Consider the following 21199-nt stretch of genomic DNA (forward strand, 5'->3'; position numbering starts at 1 on the left):
CATGCCTGTTCAGCTGACCGCCACCGAGATCGAGCAGTGGCTCGTCGGACGCGTCGTCGCCTACGGCAAGATCCAGGCCGACGACTTCACCGTCGACACGCCGCTCGCCGAGCTGGGCCTCGACTCCGTCTACGCCCTCACGCTCTGCGGCGACATCGAGGACGAGTTCCAGCTCGAGGTCGACCCGACCATCGTGTGGGACCACCCCACGATCCGGGAGCTCGCCGAGGGGATCCTGCAGCGTGCCGAGGAGTGAGACCGGCGGCGACGCGCGACGGACGCTCGTGTCCGCGCGGGGCGTGCACGTCGTGACGGGCCGCATCCCGCCGCCCGATCCCGGCTTCGACGCCGAGGATGCCGCGGAGCTTCTCGGGACGGATGCTGCCGCACTCGGCTCGCTCGACGGATCACGTCTCGCGTCGTACCTGACGGCGCGGCGGTGGGTGCGCGACATCGTCACCGTGCGGCTGCGGCGCCCGTGGCGAGGCTTCGAGGCGACCCTTCGCGGCACGAAGCCGCGGCTCGCCGCTTCGCCGCTGGACGTGAGCATCGCCCACGCCGGCGACCTGCTGGTGGTCGGCGTCGTCGAGCACGGGCGCATCGGCGTGGACGTCGAGCTCGTCGCGCCCGTGTTCGACCAGCCGGCGCTCGCCCGGCGCCTCTGCACGCTCGTGGAACGGCGCCGCGCCGACAGCCTGCCACCGGCCGATCGACGGGCCTGGCTCACCCAGCTGTGGACGGTGAAGGAGTCGTACGCCAAAGCCGTCGGCGCGGGACTCGCGCTGGATTTCCGACAGCTCGGCGCCGCGGAGCTGCGTCACAGTGACGCCGTTCGCGGTGTGCTGACTCCCGCATCAGGCCGCACTCATGCGAAGATCGCTGTCAGCTGGGTCGACGCCGCCCCTTCCTCATCTCTCTCGTCCGTTCGGGCGATCTGATCCCATCCCGGAAGGGCACACTCATGCGTCTGTCTGTCATCGGCTGCGGGTACCTCGGCGCCGTCCACGCTGCCGCGATGGCGTCCATCGGCCACGACGTCGTCGGCATCGACGTCGACGAACGCAAGGTCGCCTCGCTCTCCCGCGGCGAGGCGCCGTTCTTCGAGCCCGGGCTGCAGGAGATCCTCACCGAGGGCATCGCCTCCGGGCGCCTGAGGTTCACCACCGACATGGCCCAGGCGCAGGGCGCGAAGGTGCACTTCGTGGGCGTCGGCACCCCGCAGCAGAAAGACGGCTACGCCGCCGACCTCACCTACGTGAACGCGGCCGTCGACGGCCTGCTGCCCTACCTGTCACCCGGTGACATCGTCGCCGGCAAATCCACCGTCCCGGTCGGCACCGCCGCCGACCTCACGCCCCGCGTCGAGGCCACCGGTGCCACCCTGGTGTGGAACCCCGAGTTCCTCCGTGAAGGGTTCGCCGTCAAGGACACCATCGACCCCGACCGGCTCGTCGTGGGTGTGCCCGCCGGCGACGCCGGTGACGCGGCATCCGATGTGCTGCGCGAGGTGTACCACCCCGCCGTCGCGAAGAACACGCCCTTCATCGTCACCGACCTCGCGACCGCCGAACTGGTCAAGGTCGCCGCCAACGCGTTCCTCGCCACCAAGATCTCGTTCATCAACGCCATGGCCGAGATCGCCGAAGTCACCGGCGCCGACGTCACCCAGCTCGCCGACGCCATCGGACACGACGCCCGCATCGGCCGCCGCTTCCTCGGCGCCGGCATCGGCTTCGGCGGCGGCTGCCTGCCCAAGGACATCCGCGCGTTCTCCGCCCGCGCCGAGGAACTCGGCCGCGGCGAGTCCGTCGCGTTCCTCCGCGAGGTCGACGCCATCAACCTGCGCCGCCGCGACCGCGCCGTCGACCTCGTCGTCGACGCGCTCGGCGGATCCGTGTTCAAGAAGAACGTCACAGTGCTCGGCGCGGCCTTCAAGCCCTATAGCGACGACATCCGCGACTCCCCCGCGCTCGACGTCGCCGTGCGCCTGCACGGCCTCGGCGCCTGGGTCACCGTCACCGACCCCGCCGCGATCGAGAACGCGCAGCGCCTGCACCCGCAGCTGAACTACGTCGAAGACCGCGACGAAGCCCTCCGCGAAGCCGACGCCATCATCATGGTCACCGAGTGGGACGAGTACCGCCGCGAACTGACCCCCGAACACGCTGCGTCCCTCGCCCGCGGCCGCGTCGCCATCGACGGACGCAACGGCTGGGACGCCGCCGCCTGGCGTGCCGCGGGCTGGACCTACTACGGCATGGGACGCCCGTAGACGTCAGAGCTCGTGGACGCTGAGGAGCTGCCAGCCCTCAGGAACCTTCGCCTCGAGCGCGGCCATGTCGTCCGCCTCGATCTGTTCGACGCCGTCGCGGCGCGCCATCGTCGCGGTCGATGTGAGCAGCTGCGAGCCCTTCGGCATCGCGGCCGGGACGTCGGTCACGACCCACCCCGCTGACAGCTGCGCCGTGACGGCGGCACTCAGGGCCTCGAGCGAGGCGCCCTCGACATCGACGGTTCGGGTTTCGACAGGACGGATGCGGCCGACGAGCATGGATCCGATCCTACGAGCCGAACACCCTGGGGACCGATACGGTGGACCCACGCAGCCGACTTCTGTCTCGCCACGGAGGACACGACATGACTCAGCGCCCGCTCGGCGTCACCCTCGTCGCCATCATCGCCTGGATCTCGGGCTTCCTGCAGATCATCGGCTCGATCTTCGTCATCATCGCCGGGCTCTTCATCACGTGGCCCGCGATCGTCGGGTGGATCAGCCTCATCATCGGCATCGTCACACTCGCCGTCGGCGTCGGGCTCTGGCGCGGCAACCACACCGCCCGCACGATCGCGACGATCGTGTTCATCGCCAACATCGTGCTCGAGGTGCTCGGGATGTTCAACGGCGAGAGCCTCTGGTCGGCCATCAGCGGCAGCATCCTGTCGATCATCGGTCTGATCCTGCTCTACACCCGCTCCGCGCGGGAGTACTTCGGCAGCTGACGCGGCCGGGCTCGAGAACGCAGCCCCGAAGAGACGGAATTGCTTCCCTAGAGACAGAAAAGTGTCTCCAGGGATACAATTCCTTCCGTGGAGATCCAACGCCCCTTCACCGTCGTGACGACGAGCGTCGACGGCGACGTGCTACGTGTCCTCGCGTCCAGCGACGCCGAGTTCAGCGTTCCGCGGCTGCACCAGCTGATCCCGGAACGGTCGGTCGTCGGCATCCGTTCCTCTCTCGCGAGGCTCGTCGCGCAGGGAATCGTGGTCAGCCACGGCATCGGCCGCTCGAACGCCTACGCGCTCAACGACGATCACCTCGCAGCATCCGCCGTCCGTCAGATCGCCGGGCTCAAGCAGGCGCTGCTGACGCGACTGCGCGAGCATGTCGCCGCCTGGCACGAGCCGCCCGTGTTCGCAAGCCTCTACGGCTCCGCCGCCCGCGGCGAGATGCGCCCCGACAGCGACCTCGACATCCTGCTCGTCCGCCGCGACGACGCGTCGCTCGACGAGTGGGGCGCCAACCTGGCACGCCTCACGAAGGCCGCCACGGCATGGACCGGCAACGACACCAGGATCGTCGACCTCGCCGTCGAGGAGGTGACGGATGCTGCAACCCAGCCGCTGCTGACCACCATCGCCGCCGAGGGCATCGCGTTCGGCGACGACGCCGACTGGTTGCGCAAGACCCTCAGGAGAAAAGGACGCCGATGACGCCCAAGAACCAGCGCACGAAGGACTGCACGGCCGCCGATCGGGCAGGACGACTCGCGCAGGCCGAAGGCTTCTGGCAGGACGCCGAAGACCTTCGCGAGCTCGGCGAAGCCAGCCCCAACAGCATCGTCACGCTCTATGTCCACGCGGGCATCGCGGCGGCCGACGCGATCTGCTGCGCAAGGCTCGGCGAATCCTCGAGCTCCGCCAACCACGCCGAGGCGATCACTCTGCTGGAGAAGGCCGATGCATCGCTGGCCTCGTCGCTCGCCCGCCTGGTGGGCATGAAGTCCGCCGCCGGCTACGGCGCGAGCCCCATGTCGGCACAGCGCGTCACCACCGCGCGCAGCGCCGCCGAGAAGCTGGTGCTGGCGGCGCGCGCGCTGTAGGTCACGGCACACCGTCGCTGGGCTCGTGATCGGGGCGGGGCCGGACGGTCGCTCGCGGAGGAGCGAAAGCTCTGCCCGACCTAAGCGGTCGGCGCTCCGGTCGTGAACGGCGGGACGAGCTGGACGGTCTGCTCGGGATCGATGATGCGCATGACGGCGGTCTGCAGGATCGTCCGATTCACGATCGAAGACGCGGATGCGAACCAGGTTTCGTAGCTCGCCCGGTTATCGGGCAAGGCCCACGCCAGCTCCAGCCCACGGGTGAGGACGCCCTGGGTCTGGCCCGCCATCGAATGCTCATACGCGAGCTGGGCGTCCATCGAGGCGGAGATGATGACGCGACGCGGCCCATCGTTCACCAGCTCTCGCACGATGACCGGATCGGGCACGAAGAGGCCGCGCACGATCGTCTCGGAGTGGCAGGAGTCGACCACGATCGTCGCGGTGAGGTCGCGTCGAGCCTCCCGCCAGAAAGGCACCCACCAGTCATCGATGAGGGGCAGGTCGGACAGCGCGAAAAGCTCGTCCATGCGGTCAGGCTCAGCGGGGTCCCACGTCTGGACCTGGAAACCGTGACCCACGAGAACGATCACCAGTGACGAGCAGGTGCAAGGATCCTCGCGACGCACGTGCTTCTCGAGCTCGGCGGTGGCTGCCGCCAGCGTCGTGTCTTCGGGCGTCTCGAGCCTCGCGATCACCGCGTCGGGGGCCGCGTCGATGATCATCATCGTGTACGAGGTGAGGTCGCTGCCGACACCGTCCAGCGCAGCGAAGAGGAAATCGTGTTCTTGGTAGGGCTGCGTGGCGGTGACGAACCTTCCGTCACCCTCGGACCAGCGCACGGGCGCCGGCTGAGCCACCCCGATCAGCACCGCGTGCACCTCGCTCATTCGTCATCACCTGTCGACTGCCCGTCGTCGGTCTGAGTCGTCGGAGCCGGATCAGGGATGGCCTGACCGACGGTGAGCGCCGTCAGCGAGAGCACGATCAGCAGCACGCCGATGACGAAGGCGGCGATCGTTCCGCGGACCTTGCTCAGCGCCGCCGCGAGCTTCTCGACGTCGGCGATGCTCATTCCCAGGCCTCCGGCGCCCCTCGAGCCGCCTGCGGCGATGGCAACGCGAGCGCGCTGTCGGCCCCTCGCCTCGAGCAGTGCCATCCAGACTCCCGCGAGGATCGCGATGACCCCCGCGGCGAGGGCGACAGTGCTCGCCGCCGCGATGACCCGCTCTGTGAGGTCGGTCTCGGTGTCGTCGAGGCCGCCCATCGGCAGGATCCACAGGAGCATCCAGGCGGCGAGACCCGCGAACAGGAAGGCGAGCCCCCGGAACACCGCGCCCGTGCGGCGCGCGAAGTCGGCGTCGTACTCGCCCACCGCGACCTCGGCAGGGCCGACGACGTCTCCACCGCCGCCGCCGGGAGGCTGCCCGGTGACAGGACCGCTGGTGAGGGTGACCCGCATCGGCGCCGACACGGCCTCGTCAGCGCCCTCGCCGACGGAGGCTCGGACGTCGCCGTCCGGCTCCGCCGTGAACACGACGTTCGCGCTCCATTCGGTGGCCGTGGCGGAGCGGGCCGAGTTGGCGAACGTCGCGGCGATCGGCACGTTGCCGGACCTCAGCGATGGAGCGGAAATCGCCACTGCCGACGTCACGGTGAACCTCACGGGCGCGCCCGGCGGCACGGCCGTGAGCGGCGTCGGCGCTGTCACCGGCTGCTTCGGCGCGACGACCGCGGCGAGGGTCAGCACCGGCTTCGGGGGTGCGGGGGCCGGTGCTGGTACCGGCGCCGGTGCGGGTGCGGGCGCCGGTGCGGGCTCAGGTTTGGCTGGCGCAGGGTCAGGTATGGCTGGCGCAGGGTCAGGTATGGCTGGCGCAGGCTGCTTCTCCCCCTCAGCCGCATCCGCCACCTGCGCACCTGCGAGCGCTGGAGGAGCTGCTGCCGCAGCATCCGCATCGTCGCCGTGTGCTGCAGGCTCGTTCTTCTGAGCGTCGTCCATGGTCTCGCCCCCCGGTCGAAGTGGCACGACGAACAGCCGCGCCTCCGCGCTGGACCTGAACCGATCGCCGTCCCCCCGGCTATCGATGCCCGGATGCTAGCGCTACGAATACCGCCGCACAAGAGCGCCGGATGGGGGCATTCCCTGCGGACGCACTGAAGGGCGCAGCATCCGTCAATCCGGAATCCTGCGCCGCTCCATCAGGTGCACGACCGCGAGGCCGATGGCGGCGCCCAGCACGTTGGCGACGATGTCGCGCAGGCTCGGCGTGCGCTCGGAGAGGAGCAGCGCCTGCCCCGACTCGATGACGAGCGTGGTGGCGAGGGCGATCGGCACGACGAGCCCGCGGTGCAGCGGAAGCACGAGCGCCAGCAGCACCCCGAACGGCACGAACAGCGCGACGTTCGCCGTGGTCTCGATGACCGCGTACGTCAGCCACGGAATCGCCCGTGTGATCGCCTCGAGCAGGCCCGACGCTCCGCGATCCACGGGTGTCGGCCAGAACGCGATGAGCGCGAGCAGCACGCCATAGATGATGAGCAGACGGATGCCTCGCCCCTGCGCGCGACGCAGGTGGAGGGTGGCGACGGCCGCGGTGGAGGGCTGCGCGGGCGCGACCGTGGGTGCGTCGGTGATGGCGGGCTCCCCTCAATCGGGCGCCGCGACACTGCCGCGCAGTGCGGCGATTCTACTCGGCACCGCGTGGGAGCGAGAGTGCGAGGACATGAGGGGAACATATGTTCTATGCTCATGAGCAGTTTCAGTTCGAAGTCATCGATGCTCGAGGGGCGTCCGCACCGGGTACTCGATCACTGCGACGCAACGAAGTTAGCGATTCTCTCGTCAGCAAGTCACGGGTTGACGGAACCCAGCCGACTTCAGACAGCCTTCTCCGGGCGGAGCGAGCAGACGGATCGGGCGGATTCATTCGAACAAAGCTTTGACACTCACGCCCGCCTCCGGTACGCTGAATCCATGACCAGCGCACTGTCGTCCCTCGCCGAGGCGATCGACGTTGCGCGGGGAATCCTGCCCGACGAGCGCGACATCGCGTCGCTCGCGCCGGCCGAGCTGATCGCTCTCAACGAGCAGATCGGGCGCGGCAAACGTCTCGCCGAGAGCGTTCAAGCGCTGGTGGCGTCCGAGATCCAGCGGCAGTCGCGACCCGAGCTCGGGCCCGAGAGCCTCGCGAAGATCCAGGGCTTCCGCAATCCCACGCAGTTCATCGCGGCGACGTTGGGCACCACCACCGGCGACGCCGCCCGGCTCGTGAAGGTCGGCGAGGCCACGACTCCGCGCATGCTGCTCTCCGGCGACAAGGCGCCGGCCCGGCATCCGCACGTCGGACAAGGGCTGAGCGACGGCGGCATCGGAGCGCAGGCGGCGTCGGCGATCATCGCCATGCTCGACCGCGTCGCGATCCGCGCCGGCGCTGAGAAGGTCGATCAGGCCGAGAAGCTCCTCGTGTCGCAGGCCGCCGGGCTCCCCCTCGACGCCCTGTCGAAGCTCATCCTCCGCGCCGAGGCCTGGCTCGACCCCGACGGTGTCGAGCCCCGCGAAGCGGACCTGGCGGCCGAGACGGCGCTGACCATCCGCCGCGATCGCTCCGGCATGATCGTCATCAATGGCAAGTTCGACCCCGTGAGCGGCGCGCCGGTCGTGACCGCGCTCGAAGGCATGGTCACTGCGAAGCTCCGCGCCCAGCGCGACGCCGAGAACGCCCGCGCCGCATCGGCGCCCGATGTGCCTGCGACGCCCCTGCTCGATGAGACGACGGATGCTGAGCGCCGCACGATCCCGCAGATGCAGGCCGACGCGCTCGTGAGCATCTGCGAGCACGTCCTCGGCTGTGACGAGAAGGACCTCCCCCTGAACGGGGTGACGGTGGTCGTGCGCATGGACCTCGAGACCCTTCGCGAGGGCACCGGCACCGCCGAGATCGACGGCATCGACGCTCCGATCTCGGCCTCCGCGGCCCGCAAGCTCGCGTCCAGCGCCTCGGTGATCCCCGTCGTGCTCGGCGGCGACAGCGAGATCCTCGACTGGGGTCGCGAACGGCGGCTCTACTCCAGGTCCCAGAAACTCGCCCTCGGCGAGCGCGACGGCGGGTGCGGCGGGTGCGGGCTTCCGCCCCAGTTCACGAAGGTGCATCACATCCGCTGGTGGGCGCGAGACGCCGGCCCGACAGACCTCGACAACGGCGTACTGCTCTGCGAATCGTGTCACCACCGCATACACGACAACGGGTGGGACATACAGGTCGAAGGCACCGGTCGAAAAGCCAAGGTGTGGCTCATCCCACCCGCCTACGTCGACCCCGCGCGCACTCCACGCCTCGGCGGGCGCGCCCGCTACGACTTCGCCGCCTGAAACCCCCGTTATCGTGGGCCCGTGCCCACCGATGTCTCGACCGATGCGACGGTTCTGCTGCGCCTCGACGAGGCCGACGAGCTCGCTGCCGCCTGGGTGTGCGCACTTGCCGAGAGGCGAGGCATCCGTGCCGTGCTCATCAAGGGGCCCGCGCTGCACCTCCACGGCCTCCGCGAGGAGCGGGTGTCGGCCGACGTCGACCTGCTCGTCGAGCCGTCGCGATTCGAGGAGCTGTGCGAGGCGATCGCGGAGTCCGGGTGGACGAAACGGCCCGGCGGGCTGATCAGCGAGCTCACCACCTTGCACTCCGTGACGTTTCTGCACGACGGGTGGCCGTGCGATCTGGATGTGCACAACTTCTTTCCGGGGTTCCTCGCCGACCCCGCCGACGTGTTCGAGGCGCTCTGGCGGCACCGGTGGACGTTGCAGCTCGCGCACCGCGACTGCCTCGCGCTCGACAAGGTCGCCGGCGCGCTCGTGCTCGGCCTGCACTCGCTGCGGGGTGCGACGATCCAGCCCCGCCACCTCGACGAGCTCGAGCAACTGGTGCACACACCCTTCACCGACGAGGAGCGCGCCGATCTCGGTACACTCGCCCGCGAGACCGGCTGCGTGGCGACGCTCGAGACGGTGCTGCCTCGGCTCGGGGTCGTCGTCGAGCCGTCGGCGATCGAGCTGGCGTCGCCGGACCTGCGCGACTGGCGCGAGCGCGTGACCGCCGGCTCGCACGGCTCGTATTTCTGGATGCTGGCGCTCCGGCGCGCGCGGTGGACTCAGCGCCCGCGCATCCTGTGGCGCGCGGTCTGGCCCACCAGGCCTGACCTGCTGGTTGCCCGACCCGAGACGGTCGACACCCTTCGCGGGCGGACGCGTGCGCGGCTCGCACGTTGGGGACGCGGCATCCGTTCCGCCCCTGCGGGAGTGCAGGCCGTGTGGACCCACCGCCGCCGGCTCACCCCATGACGAACCACATCGCGGTGACCGCCACGAGGAATAGGGCTGCGACACAGATGAGCCACATCGGCGCCCCGCCGTATTCGCGAAGCAGCCACGGCTCCTGCCCGATCTCGTAGCGCCGCCGCCGGCGCCGTCGTGGTTGTGCCATGTCGAGCCCCCACTCGTCGTTCCGATACACAACGCCATCGTCTGGGCCCGACGGTACGCCCGCCCGGTTGCCGGGCGAGGACGCGCGTGTAACGAATTGCCGCAGGCCGCAGGTGAAGCTTGCGCGAACTCCCAGGATTGAACCGTTCCATCGAGCGCTCGATCTCGCTAGCGTCGAACCGGACAGCATGTCGCCCGGGAGCAACGCGCCGGTCGGCGAGGACACGACAACGGCGCTGGCTGTCCTGGCGATTCGCCGTGCATCCGCGCAGATCCGGGGGGATCGCGATGCTCGACGACACGAAAGACTCCAGGGGATTCCGGACCCTCGATAGGCGGACACTGCTCAGGACTGGTGCGTGGGCTGCGCCCGTGCTGGTGCTCGCCACCGCTGCGCCGGCCGCGGCGGCATCCGCCGTCAATCCTGTGATCACCGGCGCCTTCTCGTTTTTTCCGGGTGGCGTCGGCGGCAACGTTTTCGTGAAGTACGAGGGTGGAGAGTGGCAGGCCAACAACCTCATTCAGGTCACGATCGCCTCGGCAGATGGCGTGTTGGGCACGCCAACAACGCAGGAACTCGGCGGCTGGAACGCCCTCGCATTGTTAGCTGGCTCCGCGACGCTGCAGTACCCCGTTGCACCCCCATCCGACGACTGGACTGCACCTAATCTCTGGATTCCGTTCACGGCGCCGCCCACCGCAGCTTCGGTCTCGATCAATGGGCAAATCCTCGGGACACGGCGACCGGGTTCGAGCCCGGGGCCATCGTCGGACCTCCATAGCAGCACCCGTCGGCGCCCCGGGATCGCATGCGGATGTCTAAGGCGTTTACTTCTTGCTAACGAGGAGCATCGGGCGTTCCGATAGGGTGAGGATCACGTCGGTTGCCTGGGGTGACCGCACGGCGGGCGAGGGGTCGCCCGTTCTGTTCACGGCTGTGGGAGCCCGAACGCCCGTCAGCCACGACTGTTCTCTGGGGGAACACAGTGACCGACACGCTCGCGCGCGCTCTCGAATCCGACAACAACGGCCTCGACCGCCGGAAGCTCCTGAAGATCGGCGTGTGGGCTGCGCCCGTTGTCGTGCTCGCGACGGCGGCTCCCGCCGCAGCTTCGTCTCCGTCCACGACTCCGGTGCAAAGCCTCGATGTCACCGCGTCGGATGTGCACTACACCAACGACGGCGCCAAGTTCACCGGAGCAGCTGGCTCCATCGCCATTCAGCTCGTCCAGAGCGACGGGCCGGCCACGAACGCAACCGGCGTCACCGTCACGCTGACCATCAATTCGGCCTCCCTGCAGAACGCGGCACCCACCAATCTGTCCGCAGGTTGGACATCGGCCGCACCGATTGCATCGGGCGCGAACTACGTCTACACCTTCTCGTACCCGACAGGGCTCACACCTGACGCGCAGCGCACGCTCGACTTCACGCTGCCGGGACTCACCGAGTTCTCGGCCACGATTGGCCGCTCGTGGCGGGCGGTCACCAGCGCGACGGTCACCGGCGGTACCGTCGCCAGCACGACGGTGCAGGGTGTCGTTGCCGCACAGGTCGCAACCGCAACGAGCAACGCTGTCATCTCTGGCGCGCCAGACGTTCCGCCTGGCGCGGGGGCGGGCGGTAAGGAGGTCACGGTCACCGTTGCCACAGCATCGAATGCGGCAATCACGGCAAGGATGACGGTGAAGCGAACCCACAGCCAGGACAAATTCCTCGCCAAGCAGAACTGGTCGCCCAGCAGTGTGACGATCGCCAACGTCGTCTACCTCATTACGACGTCAGACACCCTGCCGTCGTCGACGTCTTCGGTCACCTTCCCGACCTTCCATGAACAGAACACCTCGGACGTTCACGACTTCACCATCGAGTTTCTGTTCAATGGCGTCGTGTACGCTCCCGCAACCCGCAGGGGAAGCTTCTGACCGCACGGTGGGGTGACTGCCTCCCTCAGCCGTTGAACACAAGGTCCTGATCGCGAAGCGTTCCGAGGAAGGACTCGACGTCAGGACGGATCGCATCGGCATGGACGTCCGCCGACTCAGCGACACGCGCGACGATGTCGTCGGAATGGCCCGGACCGGCGGTGAGGGCGATCCAGATCAGCGCCGCAGAACCCTCGAGGGCCAGCGGCGAAGCCGCGGGATTCGCCAGCGCCAGCACCACCACGCGCGAGGATTCACCCGTCCAGGCGACGTCGTCGTGGATGCGCCACAACGCCGGGTCCGAAGCCTTCGCCGGCGACGAGACCTTCAGGACGTCGGCCGCAACCAGCTCATCGACGGCGGCTTCGACGGCGACGGTGGCGTCCTTATCCCCAGGAGCGCCGTAGGCAGAGATCGCGGCATCCACCAACGCCTCGAGACCGACGCCATCGGCGGCGCGCCACAGCGCGGGAGCAATGCCCGCCAGCACCCGCACCGTGCCGGCGTGGGCGGCATCCACATGGAAGAGGGCGAGACGATCGGGATCGGCGAGCGGCAATTCGTCCAGCGGCGCGACGCGACGAAACACCCGATCCGGGGACGAACCGACAACAGCCGAACCGCCCAGAGACAACGGCTTCGACACCCGCGGTCGCGACGGTGACTCCACGGCCAGCTCGGGGAGCACCGAGACGAGGGCCGCAGCATCCGTGTAGGAAACCCGACGCACGCCGCCGACCGACGCGACATGCGCGCCGATCGTGCGCAGCGGTGCAGGCAGGTTCGTGAGATAGCTCGACTGAGCGACCAGCTCCTCGAGCGCATCGCCGAGGTCGACGTCCGAAACGACCGCACCTGAGACGCCATCGCGCCGGTCGAGCACGACGATGCCGGCGAGCTGCAGTTCACCATCCGGCAGCCGGCCCAGACCCAGCACCGACGGCGAGCGTTGCGCCTTCTCGGACTCGCCCGGCTCGATGATCGACAACGGCTTGCGGTACGGGTGCACGCGACCCGAAGAATCGACCGCCACCGTCTCGTCCGAGACGTATCCGTACGCCTCGCCGAGTACCCGCGACGCCGTCGTCTTGCCGCGCCCACTCGGCCCCACGAGCGCGACCACCCGGCCGTCAGGCAGGGCGATGCCGGCGGCGTGCAGCATCCAGAGCCGTCCGCGCTGGGCCTCGATCGCCGCGAGCGTCACGCGCTGAGACAGCGACGACAGCAGAGAACGGATGCTGCCACCCGTGTCTGCGACCACCTCGATGTCGGCGGCACCGGTGGTCGCAGCATCCGTCCATGCCTCGTCGACAGCAGTCCGTGCATCCGCATCCAGGCCGTCGCAGACGAGACCCACCCGCACCCCGAGGGCAGCGATCACGAGGTTGCCGGTCACACGCGGTAGTGTACGGGGGACTGGGAGGGGGCCCATGGAGCTGCGGGATTACCTGCGCATCTTGCGAGCGCATTGGCTCGCCATCGTGATCCTCACCCTCCTGGGCGTGGCCGTGGCGTGGGGATGGACCGCCCTGCAGCCCAAGGTCTACACGGCGAACGCCAGCGGGATCGTCACGGCGACCAACGCCGGCTCCGACACCGGCTCATCCCTCGTCGGCGACCAGCTCGCTCGCAGCAAGGTCACTTCGTACGTCGAGCTCGGATCGTGGCGTGCCGTCGCCGAGTGTGCGATCGACGAGCTCGGCCTGAACACGACGCCCGAATCCCTGGTCACCCGCGTCGACGTCTCGAACCCCCTCGACACCGTCATCGTGCGCGTCACTGCGAGCGCATCGAGCCCCGAAGAGGCCCGCGACCTTGCCGAGTCGTGGCTCGGATGCATGGTCGAGCAGATCAACAACGTCGAGGGCACCGACGAGACCGGCACTGCCGCCGTCACGCTCGTCACGGGCGACTCCGCACGCCTGCCCACGGCTCCCTCGTCGCCGAACGTGCGCCTCGCGCTCGCCCTCGGCGCACTCGTCGGACTCGCACTCGGCATCGGCTACGCGGTCGTGCGCCACGTGCTCGACCGGCGCCTGCGCGATCCGCGCGACATCGAACGCGAGACCGGCGTTCCCGTCGTCGGAACCCTTCCCGTCGACAAGGGCCTCAGCGTCGAGCGCGGCCTCGCCGACTTCGAGAGCCAGCACTCCTCCTCGGCCCCGCTCGCGGAGGCGATGCGCGAGCTGCGCACGAACCTGCAGTTCATGGACGTCGACAACCCGCCCCGCGCGATCGTCGTCACGAGCCCCTTGCCCGGCGACGGCAAGTCGACGATGGCCGCGAACCTCGCCGTGAGCCTCGCGGCCGCCGGCCGCCACGTCGTGCTGCTCGACGCAGACCTGCGCCGCCCGATGGTCTCGACGGTGTTCGGCCTGCCCGACGGCGCCGGCCTCACCGACGTGCTCGCCGGACGCGCCGAGCTCAACGACGTCGTGCACAACGTCGGCGCGAGCCGCAACCTCGCCGTCATCACCGCCGGCCGCGTCCCGCCGAACCCCAGCGAAGTGCTCGGCTCGAACCGCATGCAGGCGCTCGTGCACAGCCTCACCGAGCACGCCCTCGTCATCATCGATTCGCCGCCTCTCCTTCCGGTGACGGATGCTGCGGTCCTCACGACAGCCGCGGACGGAGCGCTCATCGTGGTCAGCGCCGGCAAGACGACGTACGACATGCTGCACAAGGCGCTCGCGAACCTCGGCAAGGCCAACGCCCGTGTGCTCGGCGTCGTTCTGAACCGCGTGCCCCGCAAGAACGGCGGCTACTACGGCTACCAGTACCAGGGCGACTATGCCGGGGCGGACACCCGCTGAGCTCGCAGCGGCTGCTCGGACCGGCCCCGTAGGGTGGAGCGGTGACCGACTCTCCCCTGCCCCGCTCCGTGCGCCGCGGGGGCGTCGTCTTCGCCGCCGTCCTGGGCGGTCTGCTCATCCTCGCCGTGGTCGCCACCGTGTGGATCGGGGTGCGCGGAGCCCTCGCCTACGGCCATCTCCGCGACGCCCAGCAGACCGCGGCCGCGGTGCGGGAGAACCTCGCCGACCCGGCGACCGCGAGTGACGCGATCGCATCCCTCGCCGCCGACACCGGCGCCGCGCACGCGATGACCTCCGACCCGGTGTGGAACCTGGCCGAGGGCCTTCCCTGGGTCGGCCCGCAGCTGGCCGCGGTCGCGACGGTGGCAGAGTCGCTCGACGGCGTCACGAGCACGGCGCTGCGTCCCCTCTCCGAGGTCGCCGCCTCGTTCCAGGTCGACGCCCTGAAACCGCAGGACGGACAGCTCGACCTCGCACCCCTGCAGCAGATCAGCGGCGCCGCGCAGACCGCGAGCGATGGAGTCGGGGCGGCGGCAGCATCCGTCTCGTCCATCGATCGCACCGCGCTCATCGCGCCCGTGCGCGCGGCCGTGGACGAGGTCGACGCGCTCCTCGTCGAAGCGGGAACGGCCACCGACGCCCTCGCCCGGGCGACGCAGCTCATCCCCTCGATGCTCGGCGCGGACGCCCCCCGCGACTACCTCGTGCTGTTCCAGAACAACGCCGAATGGCGGTCGCTGGGCGGCATCCCCGGCGCGATGGCACTGATCCACACCGAGGGCGGTGCGATCAGCCTCGCCGCGCAGGAGTCCTCGAGCGACTACCCCCGCTACGACGACGCCGTCCTGCCCCTCGGTGACGAGATCACGGCGATCTACGGCGAGCGCCCCGGCCGCTGGATCCAGAACGTCACACAGCTGCCCGACTTCGCGATCAGCGGTGCTCTCGCCCGCGAGATGTGGGCACGACAGCACGGTGGGCAGCAGGTCGACGGCGTGATCGCCCTCGACCCGGTCGCGCTCTCGTACCTGCTCGAGGCGACCGGTCCGATCACCCTCCCCACCGGGGACGTGCTCGCGCCCGACAACGCCGTGCAGCTGCTGCTGAACGACGTCTACTCGCGGTACACGCGCCCTGCCGACCAGGACGCCTTCTTCGCCATGGCGGCGGCCGCCGTGTTCGAGAAGCTCTCCGGGGGCGACGTCGACCCGGCCTCGCTCGTCGGCGCACTCACCCGCGCGGGCGACGAGGACCGCCTGCTGCTGTGGAGCACGCACGAGAACGAGCAGAGCGTGCTCGAGGGCACCACCCTCGCCGGTGGCCTGCCGGTCTCGGACGACGAGGCCGCGCGCTTCGGCGTCTACGTCAACGACGGCACCGGCTCGAAGATGGACTTCTACCAGAACGCGACGACGGCGCTGGAGTGGTCCAGCTGCACGCTCGACGCCACGGGAACCGCGACGGGCGACGCCGTGCTCAGGGTCACGATCGGCAACACGGCGCCGGCGGATGCCGCCTCCCTGCCCGCCTACATCACCGGCGACAGCGCCTTCGGCGTGCCGGCGGGCATCACCCGCACCATCGGCTACCTGTACCTGCCCGAGGGCTTCGAACTGGTCGACGCGACCATGTCGGACGGCACCGGATTCGGCGGCGGCATACACGAGGGCCGCCGCGTCGTGAGCTTCGCGATCGACCTCCCGCCGGGCGGATCGGCAACAGCGACGCTCACCGCACGGACGAGTGCGCCCGTCGCGGCGACGCTCGAGGCCGTGACGACCCCGACGCTCACCCCGCCCGCCGCAGTTGCCGCGGTGTGCGGCGGTTCGTAGACTGCTCTCGATGCCCCACATCACTCGATCGACCACGCCCCGGCTCCTCCCCCGAGCCACCTTCGCTGCGATGCTCGCCCTCGGAGCGGTCCTCGCGGTACCCGCCGCCGCGAACGCCTCGACGATCTATCCGCCCTCGGGCTCGTGCACCACGACGCCGACGGCACAGGCAGGCGGCACCATCTCGTTCGAGTGCGCCGCCGAGACGTTCTCGGCCGACGAGGCCATCACGATCACCGTCACCGGTGAGAACGGCGCCGCTTCGCGCATCGGCATGGTGAAGTTCGCGATCACCACCGCGAGCGGCAATGCCTCATCGGAGGCCGACGGCTCCCTCGCGGCCGTCGACATCACCCTCCCCTCGAACGCGACGGGCACGTACAACATCGCCGCGGTGTCATCGACCTCCGCCGGCGGCACGGCCGCCGTCACCATCACCGGCGCCGACGGCCTCCCCGCGACGGGCCTCGACCAGGGCCAGACCCTGGGCCTGTGGATCGGCGGCGGCGCGCTCCTGCTCGCCGGGGCCGCCCTCGCGGTGGTCGCCGCGGTGCGCCGCTCGCGCGACTCGCACTGACCCGCGAGTCCGGTCGGCGCCGTCGTCGGGGCCGACCGCTATCGTGATCGCCATGGCCTCCGCTGCGTCCACGTCGCTCGAGCGGACCTACCGTTACCTGCGGATCGGGCTGGCCGGCACCGTCATCGCGATCTTCGTCGCCATCGCCCAGGCGGCGACGACGTTCGGCTGGCTGACGTCCATCAGCGACTACTTCTACACCCCCGCACGCGACGTGTTCGTCGGCGCGCTGATCGCCGTCTCGCTCGCGCTGTTCGCCCTGTCGGGGCGGGGTGCCGAGCGAGCCCTCCTCGATGCGGCCGCACTGTTCGCGCCGCTCATCGCCCTGGTGCCGACGACTCTCGCCGCCGGCGCCGTGCCCGGCGTCGACGTCCCGTGCACCCTGCGGTGCTTCCCGCCCGCGTACGAGGCGGACGTCGCGAACGGCGTCGTCGTCTACCTCGTGCTCGGGATGCTGCTGCTCCTCGTCGCGCTGCTGCTCGGCGCGCTCGGCCAGGTCTCGCTCGCGGCGGTGTGGCCGTCGCTCTTGATCGCGGCCGTCGTGCTCGCCGTCACGGGGCTCACCTGGGCATTCGCGCGAGACGCGTTCCTGCAGAACGCGCACTTCATCGCGACGACGGCCTTCTTCGCCCTGTTCGCGGCGGTCGCCGTGCGCAGCGCGTTCCCCCGGCTGGGTCCGCCTCCGGCCCCGGTGTTCCGTGTGCTGTACACCGTGATCGCCGTGGGGCTCGTGCTGGTGCTCGTGGCGTACGTCGTGCTGCTGCCGCAGGCAAGCGGCTCCGGCATCCCCATCGTCCTCATCGTCGAAGCGATCGCGCTCGCGCTGTTCTTCGCGTTCTGGGTGGTGCAGGGGATCGAGAAGTGGAGCGACCCCGACCCGTCGCTGCTCTAAGCGGCGCCGCTGCCCGCCGCGGCCGTCTCGGGATCGGCGATCTCGACCACGCGGCGCACCCCGGCAGCGGGATGCGCGGTCACGAGGATCGGCAGGTGGTCGCTGAGGCCCTGCGGCAGCGTCCGCACGCGGTCGATCTCGAAGCCGATCGAGGTCGCGAAGTCGTAGTGGCCGCGAAAGAAGCGGTAGCGCGTGTACGTGCGCGAGTCCGACAGGTTCAGCTCGTACCCCTGCTCGCGGATGTGCTGGCCCAGCCGCTCCTTGAACACCGGGTAGTTGTAGTCGCCGACCATGAGCGCCGGCAGTCCCTCGCCGAGCTGCTGCAGCTCGCCGAGCGCGGTGCGGATCTGGTGGCGGCGCAGCGAGTTGAGCGCCGTGAGCGGCGCGGCGTGGAACGAGGCCACGATGAGGTCGGTGTTCTCGTCGATGTCGTGCAGCCGGACGCCGAGCAGTCGCTCTTCGGCGGGCTTGAGCACGCGGTCGTGCAGCGACTTCTTCAGCGCCAGCGCCCGCACCTCGACGGCGCGGTAGGTGTTCTCGCGGTAGTACACGGCGAGCCCGAGGCGATTGCGCTGCGTGGAGTCCGCGAGCCGCAGCCCCGAGATCTCTTCGGGGATGTCGGACGTGTCTGCTTCCTGGAGGCACAGCACGTCGGCGCCATGGCGCTCCACCAGGTGGGCGAGCTCCCCCGCCGCCCGGTGCTTGCGCAGGTTGTACGAGATGACCTTCATGACGACCACAGCCTATTCCGCCGACGTGGCGAGCGGATGGCCTTGACAGGAAGCTCGTATGTACGAAAACCGGATGCTGCGGCTCTTGAGTGGTGTGCCGGTTCACGGCATCCGAGCGTGAACCCGTACCCCGATCCTGGAGGACCCCATGACCGCTGCATCCCCGAAGACCGTCCGCGCCGAGCTCGCCGACGCCCTCGATGCGAGCCGCCTCGCCCGTGAGACCGCCGAAAGCGAGCTGCACCGCAGCATCGCGCTGCGCTCCCGCGCCGCCGAGGCCCTCGAGCGCACCGCGCGGCGACCCGGGCTCGACGAGTCCGAGCGCGAGCGCCTCCGGGCCGAGTACGCCGCCGCCGACCGCGTCGTCGCCGAGCGCCGCGCGGCCGTCCTGAAGGCGCAGGAGTTCGAGCGCGCAGCATCCGTCGTCGCGAGTGCTTTCGAGGCCGAGGCGACGTCGGCGAGCCCGCTGGCGGCCGCTCTGCTGCAGCTCGTCGGGTCGAAGCGCGGCGGCACCGCCCGCCGTGGCGCACTCGCGACCGGACGCACCGCATCCGCCGCGCGCGTACGGAGCCCCCGCCCGCGCACGGCCTGAGGCGACACGCCGCGGCACGTCGCCGCGGCGGAGTTCTCGTAGGCTCGCCTTCGTGCCCACGTCGCGACGGACCATCACGATCCTGGCGATCACGGGCGTCATCGCGGTGGTCGCCGCCGTCGCGGCCGTCGTCCTCCTGCGCGGGCAGTCGCCCGAGCCGCCCGCGCGCGGCACGAAGATCGTCGCCTCCGACCTCTCGAAGGCGACGGATGCGGCGACCCGTGCCGCCGACGGCAGCCCCGAGCAGGCCGCGGCGAGGTATCTGAGCGAACAGCCCACTGCCGTCTGGCTCACGCCGGAGGGCGACCCCGTCGACGTCGTGGGCGAGCGCATCGCGGGCCTCGCCGCGGAGGCGCGCGACCAGTCCGCGCGCGTCGCTGTCGTCGTCTACGGCCTGCCCGAGCGCGACTGCGGCGGGCACTCCGCCGGCGGCCTCGAGGGCGACGCGTACCTCGAGTGGACGCGCGCGATCGGCGACGCCCTGCGCGAGGCGGCCGACACGTCGCCGATCGTGATCCTCGAGCCCGACAGCCTCGCCCTCGCGCCCGAGTGCGGAAACGTCGACGAGCGTGTCGAGCAGCTGAGCGCCGCGGTCGAGGCGCTCGCCGCCGAGAGCACCTGGATCTACGTCGACGGCGGACACTCGAACTGGCTGGCCCCGGCGGAGATGGCCGACCTCATCGACCGCGTCGACCGCGCGTCCCGCGGCGACGGTGGCCGAAGCATCCGTGGCTTCGTCACCAACGTGTCGAACTTCGAGGCGACCGACGACGAGGTGGACTACGCCCACGACGTCGCGAGCCGCCTCGATGACCTGCACGCGATCATCGACACCGGCCGCAACGGCGCGGGCTCGAACGGCGAGTGGTGCAACCCGCCCGGGCGTCTCGTCGGAGAACCCGGCGGCACGATCGGCGACGACGTCGTCGACACGAACCTCTGGGTCAAACCGCCGGGTGAGAGCGACGGCGACTGCAACGGCGGCCCGGCGGCCGGACAGTGGTGGCCGGAGGCCGCCGTCGAGCTCACCCGGGACGTCGTCACGGATTGAGCTCCGACCAGGCCTTCCCGGGGTTGTGTAGCATCGGGAGTACTTTGCGCATGCGTCGGGGGCCGCGGCTGGGGTCGGCAATCGGCGCATGTCCGGTTCCACCGTCCCAGAGAGTACGCACGCATGAGCACCCCTTCTGACGAGCTGAAGACAGCAGTCATCATCGAGGACGACAAGGAGATCCGCCACGTCCTGGCGGAGGTCCTGGAGTCCTCCGGGTTCTCGACGGTCTCGGTCGGCAACGGCATCGACGGCGTGCGGGCAGTGCTCACCTACCAGCCGGTGCTGACGACCATCGACGTCAACATGCCCGGCATCGACGGCATCGAAGCGGCCAAGCGCATCCGGGCCCAGTCCGACACGTACATCATCATGCTCACCGGCATGAACGATGAGGCCGATGTGATCGCCGGGCTCGGCGCCGGCGCTGACGACTACCTCCTCAAGCCCTTCCGGCCGCGCGAGCTCCGCGCCCGCGTCGAGGCGCTCATGCGGCGCCGGACCACCGACGCCGAGCGCGCCGTCACCGCGCCCGCCGCGCCCTCGCAGGGGAGCGTCGGTCCGTCGTTCCCCGGCATGCGGCCGAACACCACCGCGGTGCCGACCGCGCCCGCGATCGAGGACCGCGACCTCGCAACGCCCTCGACCGTGATCGTGCCTGCGGGCGAAGCATCCGTCCCCGCCGTCGTCGACACGGACGGCGAATGGCTGACGCACCGCGACCTGCGGCTGCACCCCGAGAACCGCATCGTGCTCATCGGCGGTGAGGAGCTCGACCTCACGCGGACCGAGTTCGACCTGCTCGCGACGCTGCTCGAGTCGAAGCGGCGCGTGCGCAGCAAGGCCGATCTGACGCTGGTGCTGCGCGGCGAGTCGTACGTGACGAGCTACTTCGTCGGCGACGCCGACAAGCGTGCGGTCGAAGCGCATATGACGAACCTGCGGCGCAAGCTCGGCGAGAGCGCCGCCAACCCGCGCTACATCGAGACCGTGCGCGGCGTCGGATACCGGCTGACCTCGGAGAGCTGACACCCGCGCGGCGAACCGACAGCGGCGGAGGCATCCCCTCTGCCCCAGACAGAGCGGATGCCTCCGCCGTGCGATGTCGGTGAGGGTGCCCGCCTCTCCCCAAGACGGGCCCCTCACCTCCTCCCCCGCGCCGTGCTCCCCAGCCTCGGCGCTTTCCCCAGTTCCGACCCGATTCGGGTTCGGG

General features: G+C 70.1%; 24 protein-coding genes. 17 read left to right on the forward strand and 7 right to left on the reverse strand.

Annotation, left to right across the window (positions count from 1 at the left end; translation table 11 throughout):
- Window position 1 precedes the first annotated feature (1 nt).
- Genes ASF40_RS17435 through ASF40_RS17445 form a run of 3 tightly spaced genes read left to right on the forward strand, consistent with a single transcriptional unit; the run spans window position 2 to window position 2272 of the window.
- On the forward strand, window positions 2–256 hold the full coding sequence (locus tag ASF40_RS17435; protein WP_056371298.1) for an acyl carrier protein: 255 nt from the start codon (window positions 2–4) through the stop codon (window positions 254–256).
- Window positions 243–938 carry a 4'-phosphopantetheinyl transferase family protein gene (locus tag ASF40_RS17440; RefSeq protein ID WP_056371300.1) on the forward strand — a complete coding sequence of 232 codons (696 nt, stop codon included), beginning with the start codon at window positions 243–245 and terminating at the stop codon, window positions 936–938. Before ASF40_RS17435 ends, ASF40_RS17440 begins: the two co-directional genes overlap by 14 nt.
- A 23-nt stretch (window positions 939–961) precedes the next feature.
- Entirely contained in the window at window positions 962–2272 is a 1311-nt protein-coding gene (locus ASF40_RS17445) for a UDP-glucose dehydrogenase family protein (protein WP_056371302.1), read from the forward strand.
- 3 nt (window positions 2273–2275) lie between these two features.
- Here the strand turns inward: ASF40_RS17445 and ASF40_RS17450 are convergent, their stop codons facing one another.
- Window positions 2276–2551 (reverse strand): hypothetical protein, encoded by a 276-nt coding sequence (locus tag ASF40_RS17450; protein WP_056371304.1) that lies wholly within the window; start codon window positions 2549–2551, stop codon window positions 2276–2278.
- 86 nt (window positions 2552–2637) lie between these two features.
- Between ASF40_RS17450 and ASF40_RS17455 the strand changes: the two genes are divergently transcribed.
- From ASF40_RS17455 to ASF40_RS17465, 3 genes are all read left to right on the forward strand, one after another.
- A complete protein-coding gene (locus ASF40_RS17455) occupies window positions 2638–3000 on the forward strand; it encodes a hypothetical protein (protein WP_056371306.1) in 363 nt (120 codons plus the stop codon).
- Window positions 3001–3087: 87 nt separating this feature from the next.
- Window positions 3088–3711, forward strand: a complete 624-nt coding sequence (locus ASF40_RS17460) for a nucleotidyltransferase family protein (protein ID WP_056371308.1) — start codon at window positions 3088–3090, stop codon at window positions 3709–3711.
- Window positions 3708–4100 (forward strand): hypothetical protein, encoded by a 393-nt coding sequence (locus ASF40_RS17465; protein WP_056371310.1) that lies wholly within the window; start codon window positions 3708–3710, stop codon window positions 4098–4100. Before ASF40_RS17460 ends, ASF40_RS17465 begins: the two co-directional genes overlap by 4 nt.
- 80 nt (window positions 4101–4180) lie before the next feature.
- Here the strand turns inward: ASF40_RS17465 and ASF40_RS17470 are convergent, their stop codons facing one another.
- From ASF40_RS17470 to ASF40_RS17485, 3 genes are all read right to left on the reverse strand, one after another.
- The gene (locus ASF40_RS17470; protein ID WP_056371313.1) at window positions 4181–4990 is read right to left on the reverse strand and encodes a caspase family protein; all 810 of its coding nucleotides are present in this window, start codon (window positions 4988–4990) and stop codon (window positions 4181–4183) included.
- Window positions 4987–5850 (reverse strand): hypothetical protein, encoded by an 864-nt coding sequence (locus ASF40_RS17475; RefSeq protein ID WP_056371314.1) that lies wholly within the window; start codon window positions 5848–5850, stop codon window positions 4987–4989. The genes ASF40_RS17470 and ASF40_RS17475 overlap by 4 nt, the downstream gene beginning before the upstream one ends.
- 423 nt (window positions 5851–6273) lie before the next feature.
- Window positions 6274–6624 (reverse strand): VanZ family protein, encoded by a 351-nt coding sequence (locus tag ASF40_RS17485; RefSeq protein WP_056371318.1) that lies wholly within the window; start codon window positions 6622–6624, stop codon window positions 6274–6276.
- A 450-nt stretch (window positions 6625–7074) separates the two neighbouring features.
- Between ASF40_RS17485 and ASF40_RS17490 the strand changes: the two genes are divergently transcribed.
- On the forward strand, window positions 7075–8469 hold the full coding sequence (locus ASF40_RS17490; RefSeq protein WP_082497153.1) for an HNH endonuclease: 1395 nt from the start codon (window positions 7075–7077) through the stop codon (window positions 8467–8469).
- Window positions 8470–8490: 21 nt separating this feature from the next.
- Window positions 8491–9432, forward strand: a complete 942-nt coding sequence (locus ASF40_RS17495) for a nucleotidyltransferase family protein (RefSeq protein ID WP_056371321.1) — start codon at window positions 8491–8493, stop codon at window positions 9430–9432.
- Here ASF40_RS17495 and ASF40_RS17500 read toward each other — a convergent pair.
- Window positions 9422–9574, reverse strand: coding sequence for a hypothetical protein (locus ASF40_RS17500; protein ID WP_157549760.1), 153 nt, complete (start codon window positions 9572–9574; stop codon window positions 9422–9424). The two genes, ASF40_RS17495 and ASF40_RS17500, sit on opposite strands and share 11 nt — an antisense overlap.
- 371 nt (window positions 9575–9945) lie before the next feature.
- Between ASF40_RS17500 and ASF40_RS21195 the strand changes: the two genes are divergently transcribed.
- Together ASF40_RS21195 and ASF40_RS17505 are read left to right on the forward strand one after the other, a co-directional pair.
- Window positions 9946–10440: a hypothetical protein gene (locus ASF40_RS21195; RefSeq protein ID WP_157549762.1), complete on the forward strand. Its 495-nt coding sequence runs from the start codon at window positions 9946–9948 to the stop codon at window positions 10438–10440.
- A 119-nt stretch (window positions 10441–10559) separates the two neighbouring features.
- Window positions 10560–11498: a hypothetical protein gene (locus ASF40_RS17505; RefSeq protein WP_056371326.1), complete on the forward strand. Its 939-nt coding sequence runs from the start codon at window positions 10560–10562 to the stop codon at window positions 11496–11498.
- A gap of 25 nt (window positions 11499–11523) precedes the next feature.
- Here the strand turns inward: ASF40_RS17505 and ASF40_RS17510 are convergent, their stop codons facing one another.
- Complete coding sequence (locus ASF40_RS17510; RefSeq protein ID WP_056371328.1) at window positions 11524–12894, reverse strand: PqqD family peptide modification chaperone; 1371 nt, start codon at window positions 12892–12894, stop codon at window positions 11524–11526.
- A 34-nt stretch (window positions 12895–12928) separates the two neighbouring features.
- Between ASF40_RS17510 and ASF40_RS17515 the strand changes: the two genes are divergently transcribed.
- Genes ASF40_RS17515 through ASF40_RS17530 form a run of 4 tightly spaced genes read left to right on the forward strand, consistent with a single transcriptional unit; the run spans window position 12929 to window position 17612 of the window.
- Complete coding sequence (locus tag ASF40_RS17515) at window positions 12929–14311, forward strand: polysaccharide biosynthesis tyrosine autokinase (RefSeq protein ID WP_056371330.1); 1383 nt, start codon at window positions 12929–12931, stop codon at window positions 14309–14311.
- A gap of 41 nt (window positions 14312–14352) precedes the next feature.
- Window positions 14353–16143, forward strand: coding sequence for a DUF4012 domain-containing protein (locus tag ASF40_RS17520; protein ID WP_056371332.1), 1791 nt, complete (start codon window positions 14353–14355; stop codon window positions 16141–16143).
- A gap of 10 nt (window positions 16144–16153) precedes the next feature.
- A complete protein-coding gene (locus tag ASF40_RS17525; RefSeq protein ID WP_082497155.1) occupies window positions 16154–16720 on the forward strand; it encodes an LPXTG cell wall anchor domain-containing protein in 567 nt (188 codons plus the stop codon).
- Window positions 16721–16772: 52 nt separating this feature from the next.
- A complete protein-coding gene (locus tag ASF40_RS17530) occupies window positions 16773–17612 on the forward strand; it encodes a hypothetical protein (RefSeq protein WP_056371334.1) in 840 nt (279 codons plus the stop codon).
- On the opposite strand, the gene ASF40_RS17535 is transcribed toward ASF40_RS17530, so the two are convergent.
- Window positions 17609–18343 carry an endonuclease/exonuclease/phosphatase family protein gene (locus ASF40_RS17535; RefSeq protein ID WP_056371632.1) on the reverse strand — a complete coding sequence of 245 codons (735 nt, stop codon included), beginning with the start codon at window positions 18341–18343 and terminating at the stop codon, window positions 17609–17611. The genes ASF40_RS17530 and ASF40_RS17535 overlap by 4 nt on opposite strands.
- A 148-nt stretch (window positions 18344–18491) precedes the next feature.
- Between ASF40_RS17535 and ASF40_RS17540 the strand changes: the two genes are divergently transcribed.
- The 3 genes from ASF40_RS17540 (at window position 18492) to ASF40_RS17550 (ending at window position 21015) form a co-directional block, all read left to right on the forward strand.
- Entirely contained in the window at window positions 18492–18935 is a 444-nt protein-coding gene (locus ASF40_RS17540; protein WP_056371336.1) for a hypothetical protein, read from the forward strand.
- Between the two features lie 52 nt (window positions 18936–18987).
- Window positions 18988–19986 (forward strand): glycoside hydrolase family 6 protein, encoded by a 999-nt coding sequence (locus tag ASF40_RS17545; RefSeq protein WP_056371339.1) that lies wholly within the window; start codon window positions 18988–18990, stop codon window positions 19984–19986.
- Between the two features lie 123 nt (window positions 19987–20109).
- Window positions 20110–21015, forward strand: coding sequence for a response regulator transcription factor (locus ASF40_RS17550; protein WP_056371340.1), 906 nt, complete (start codon window positions 20110–20112; stop codon window positions 21013–21015).
- Window positions 21016–21199 lie beyond the last annotated feature (184 nt).

This window comes from Microbacterium sp. Leaf288, assembly GCF_001422925.1.
GTDB lineage: Bacteria > Actinomycetota > Actinomycetes > Actinomycetales > Microbacteriaceae > Microbacterium.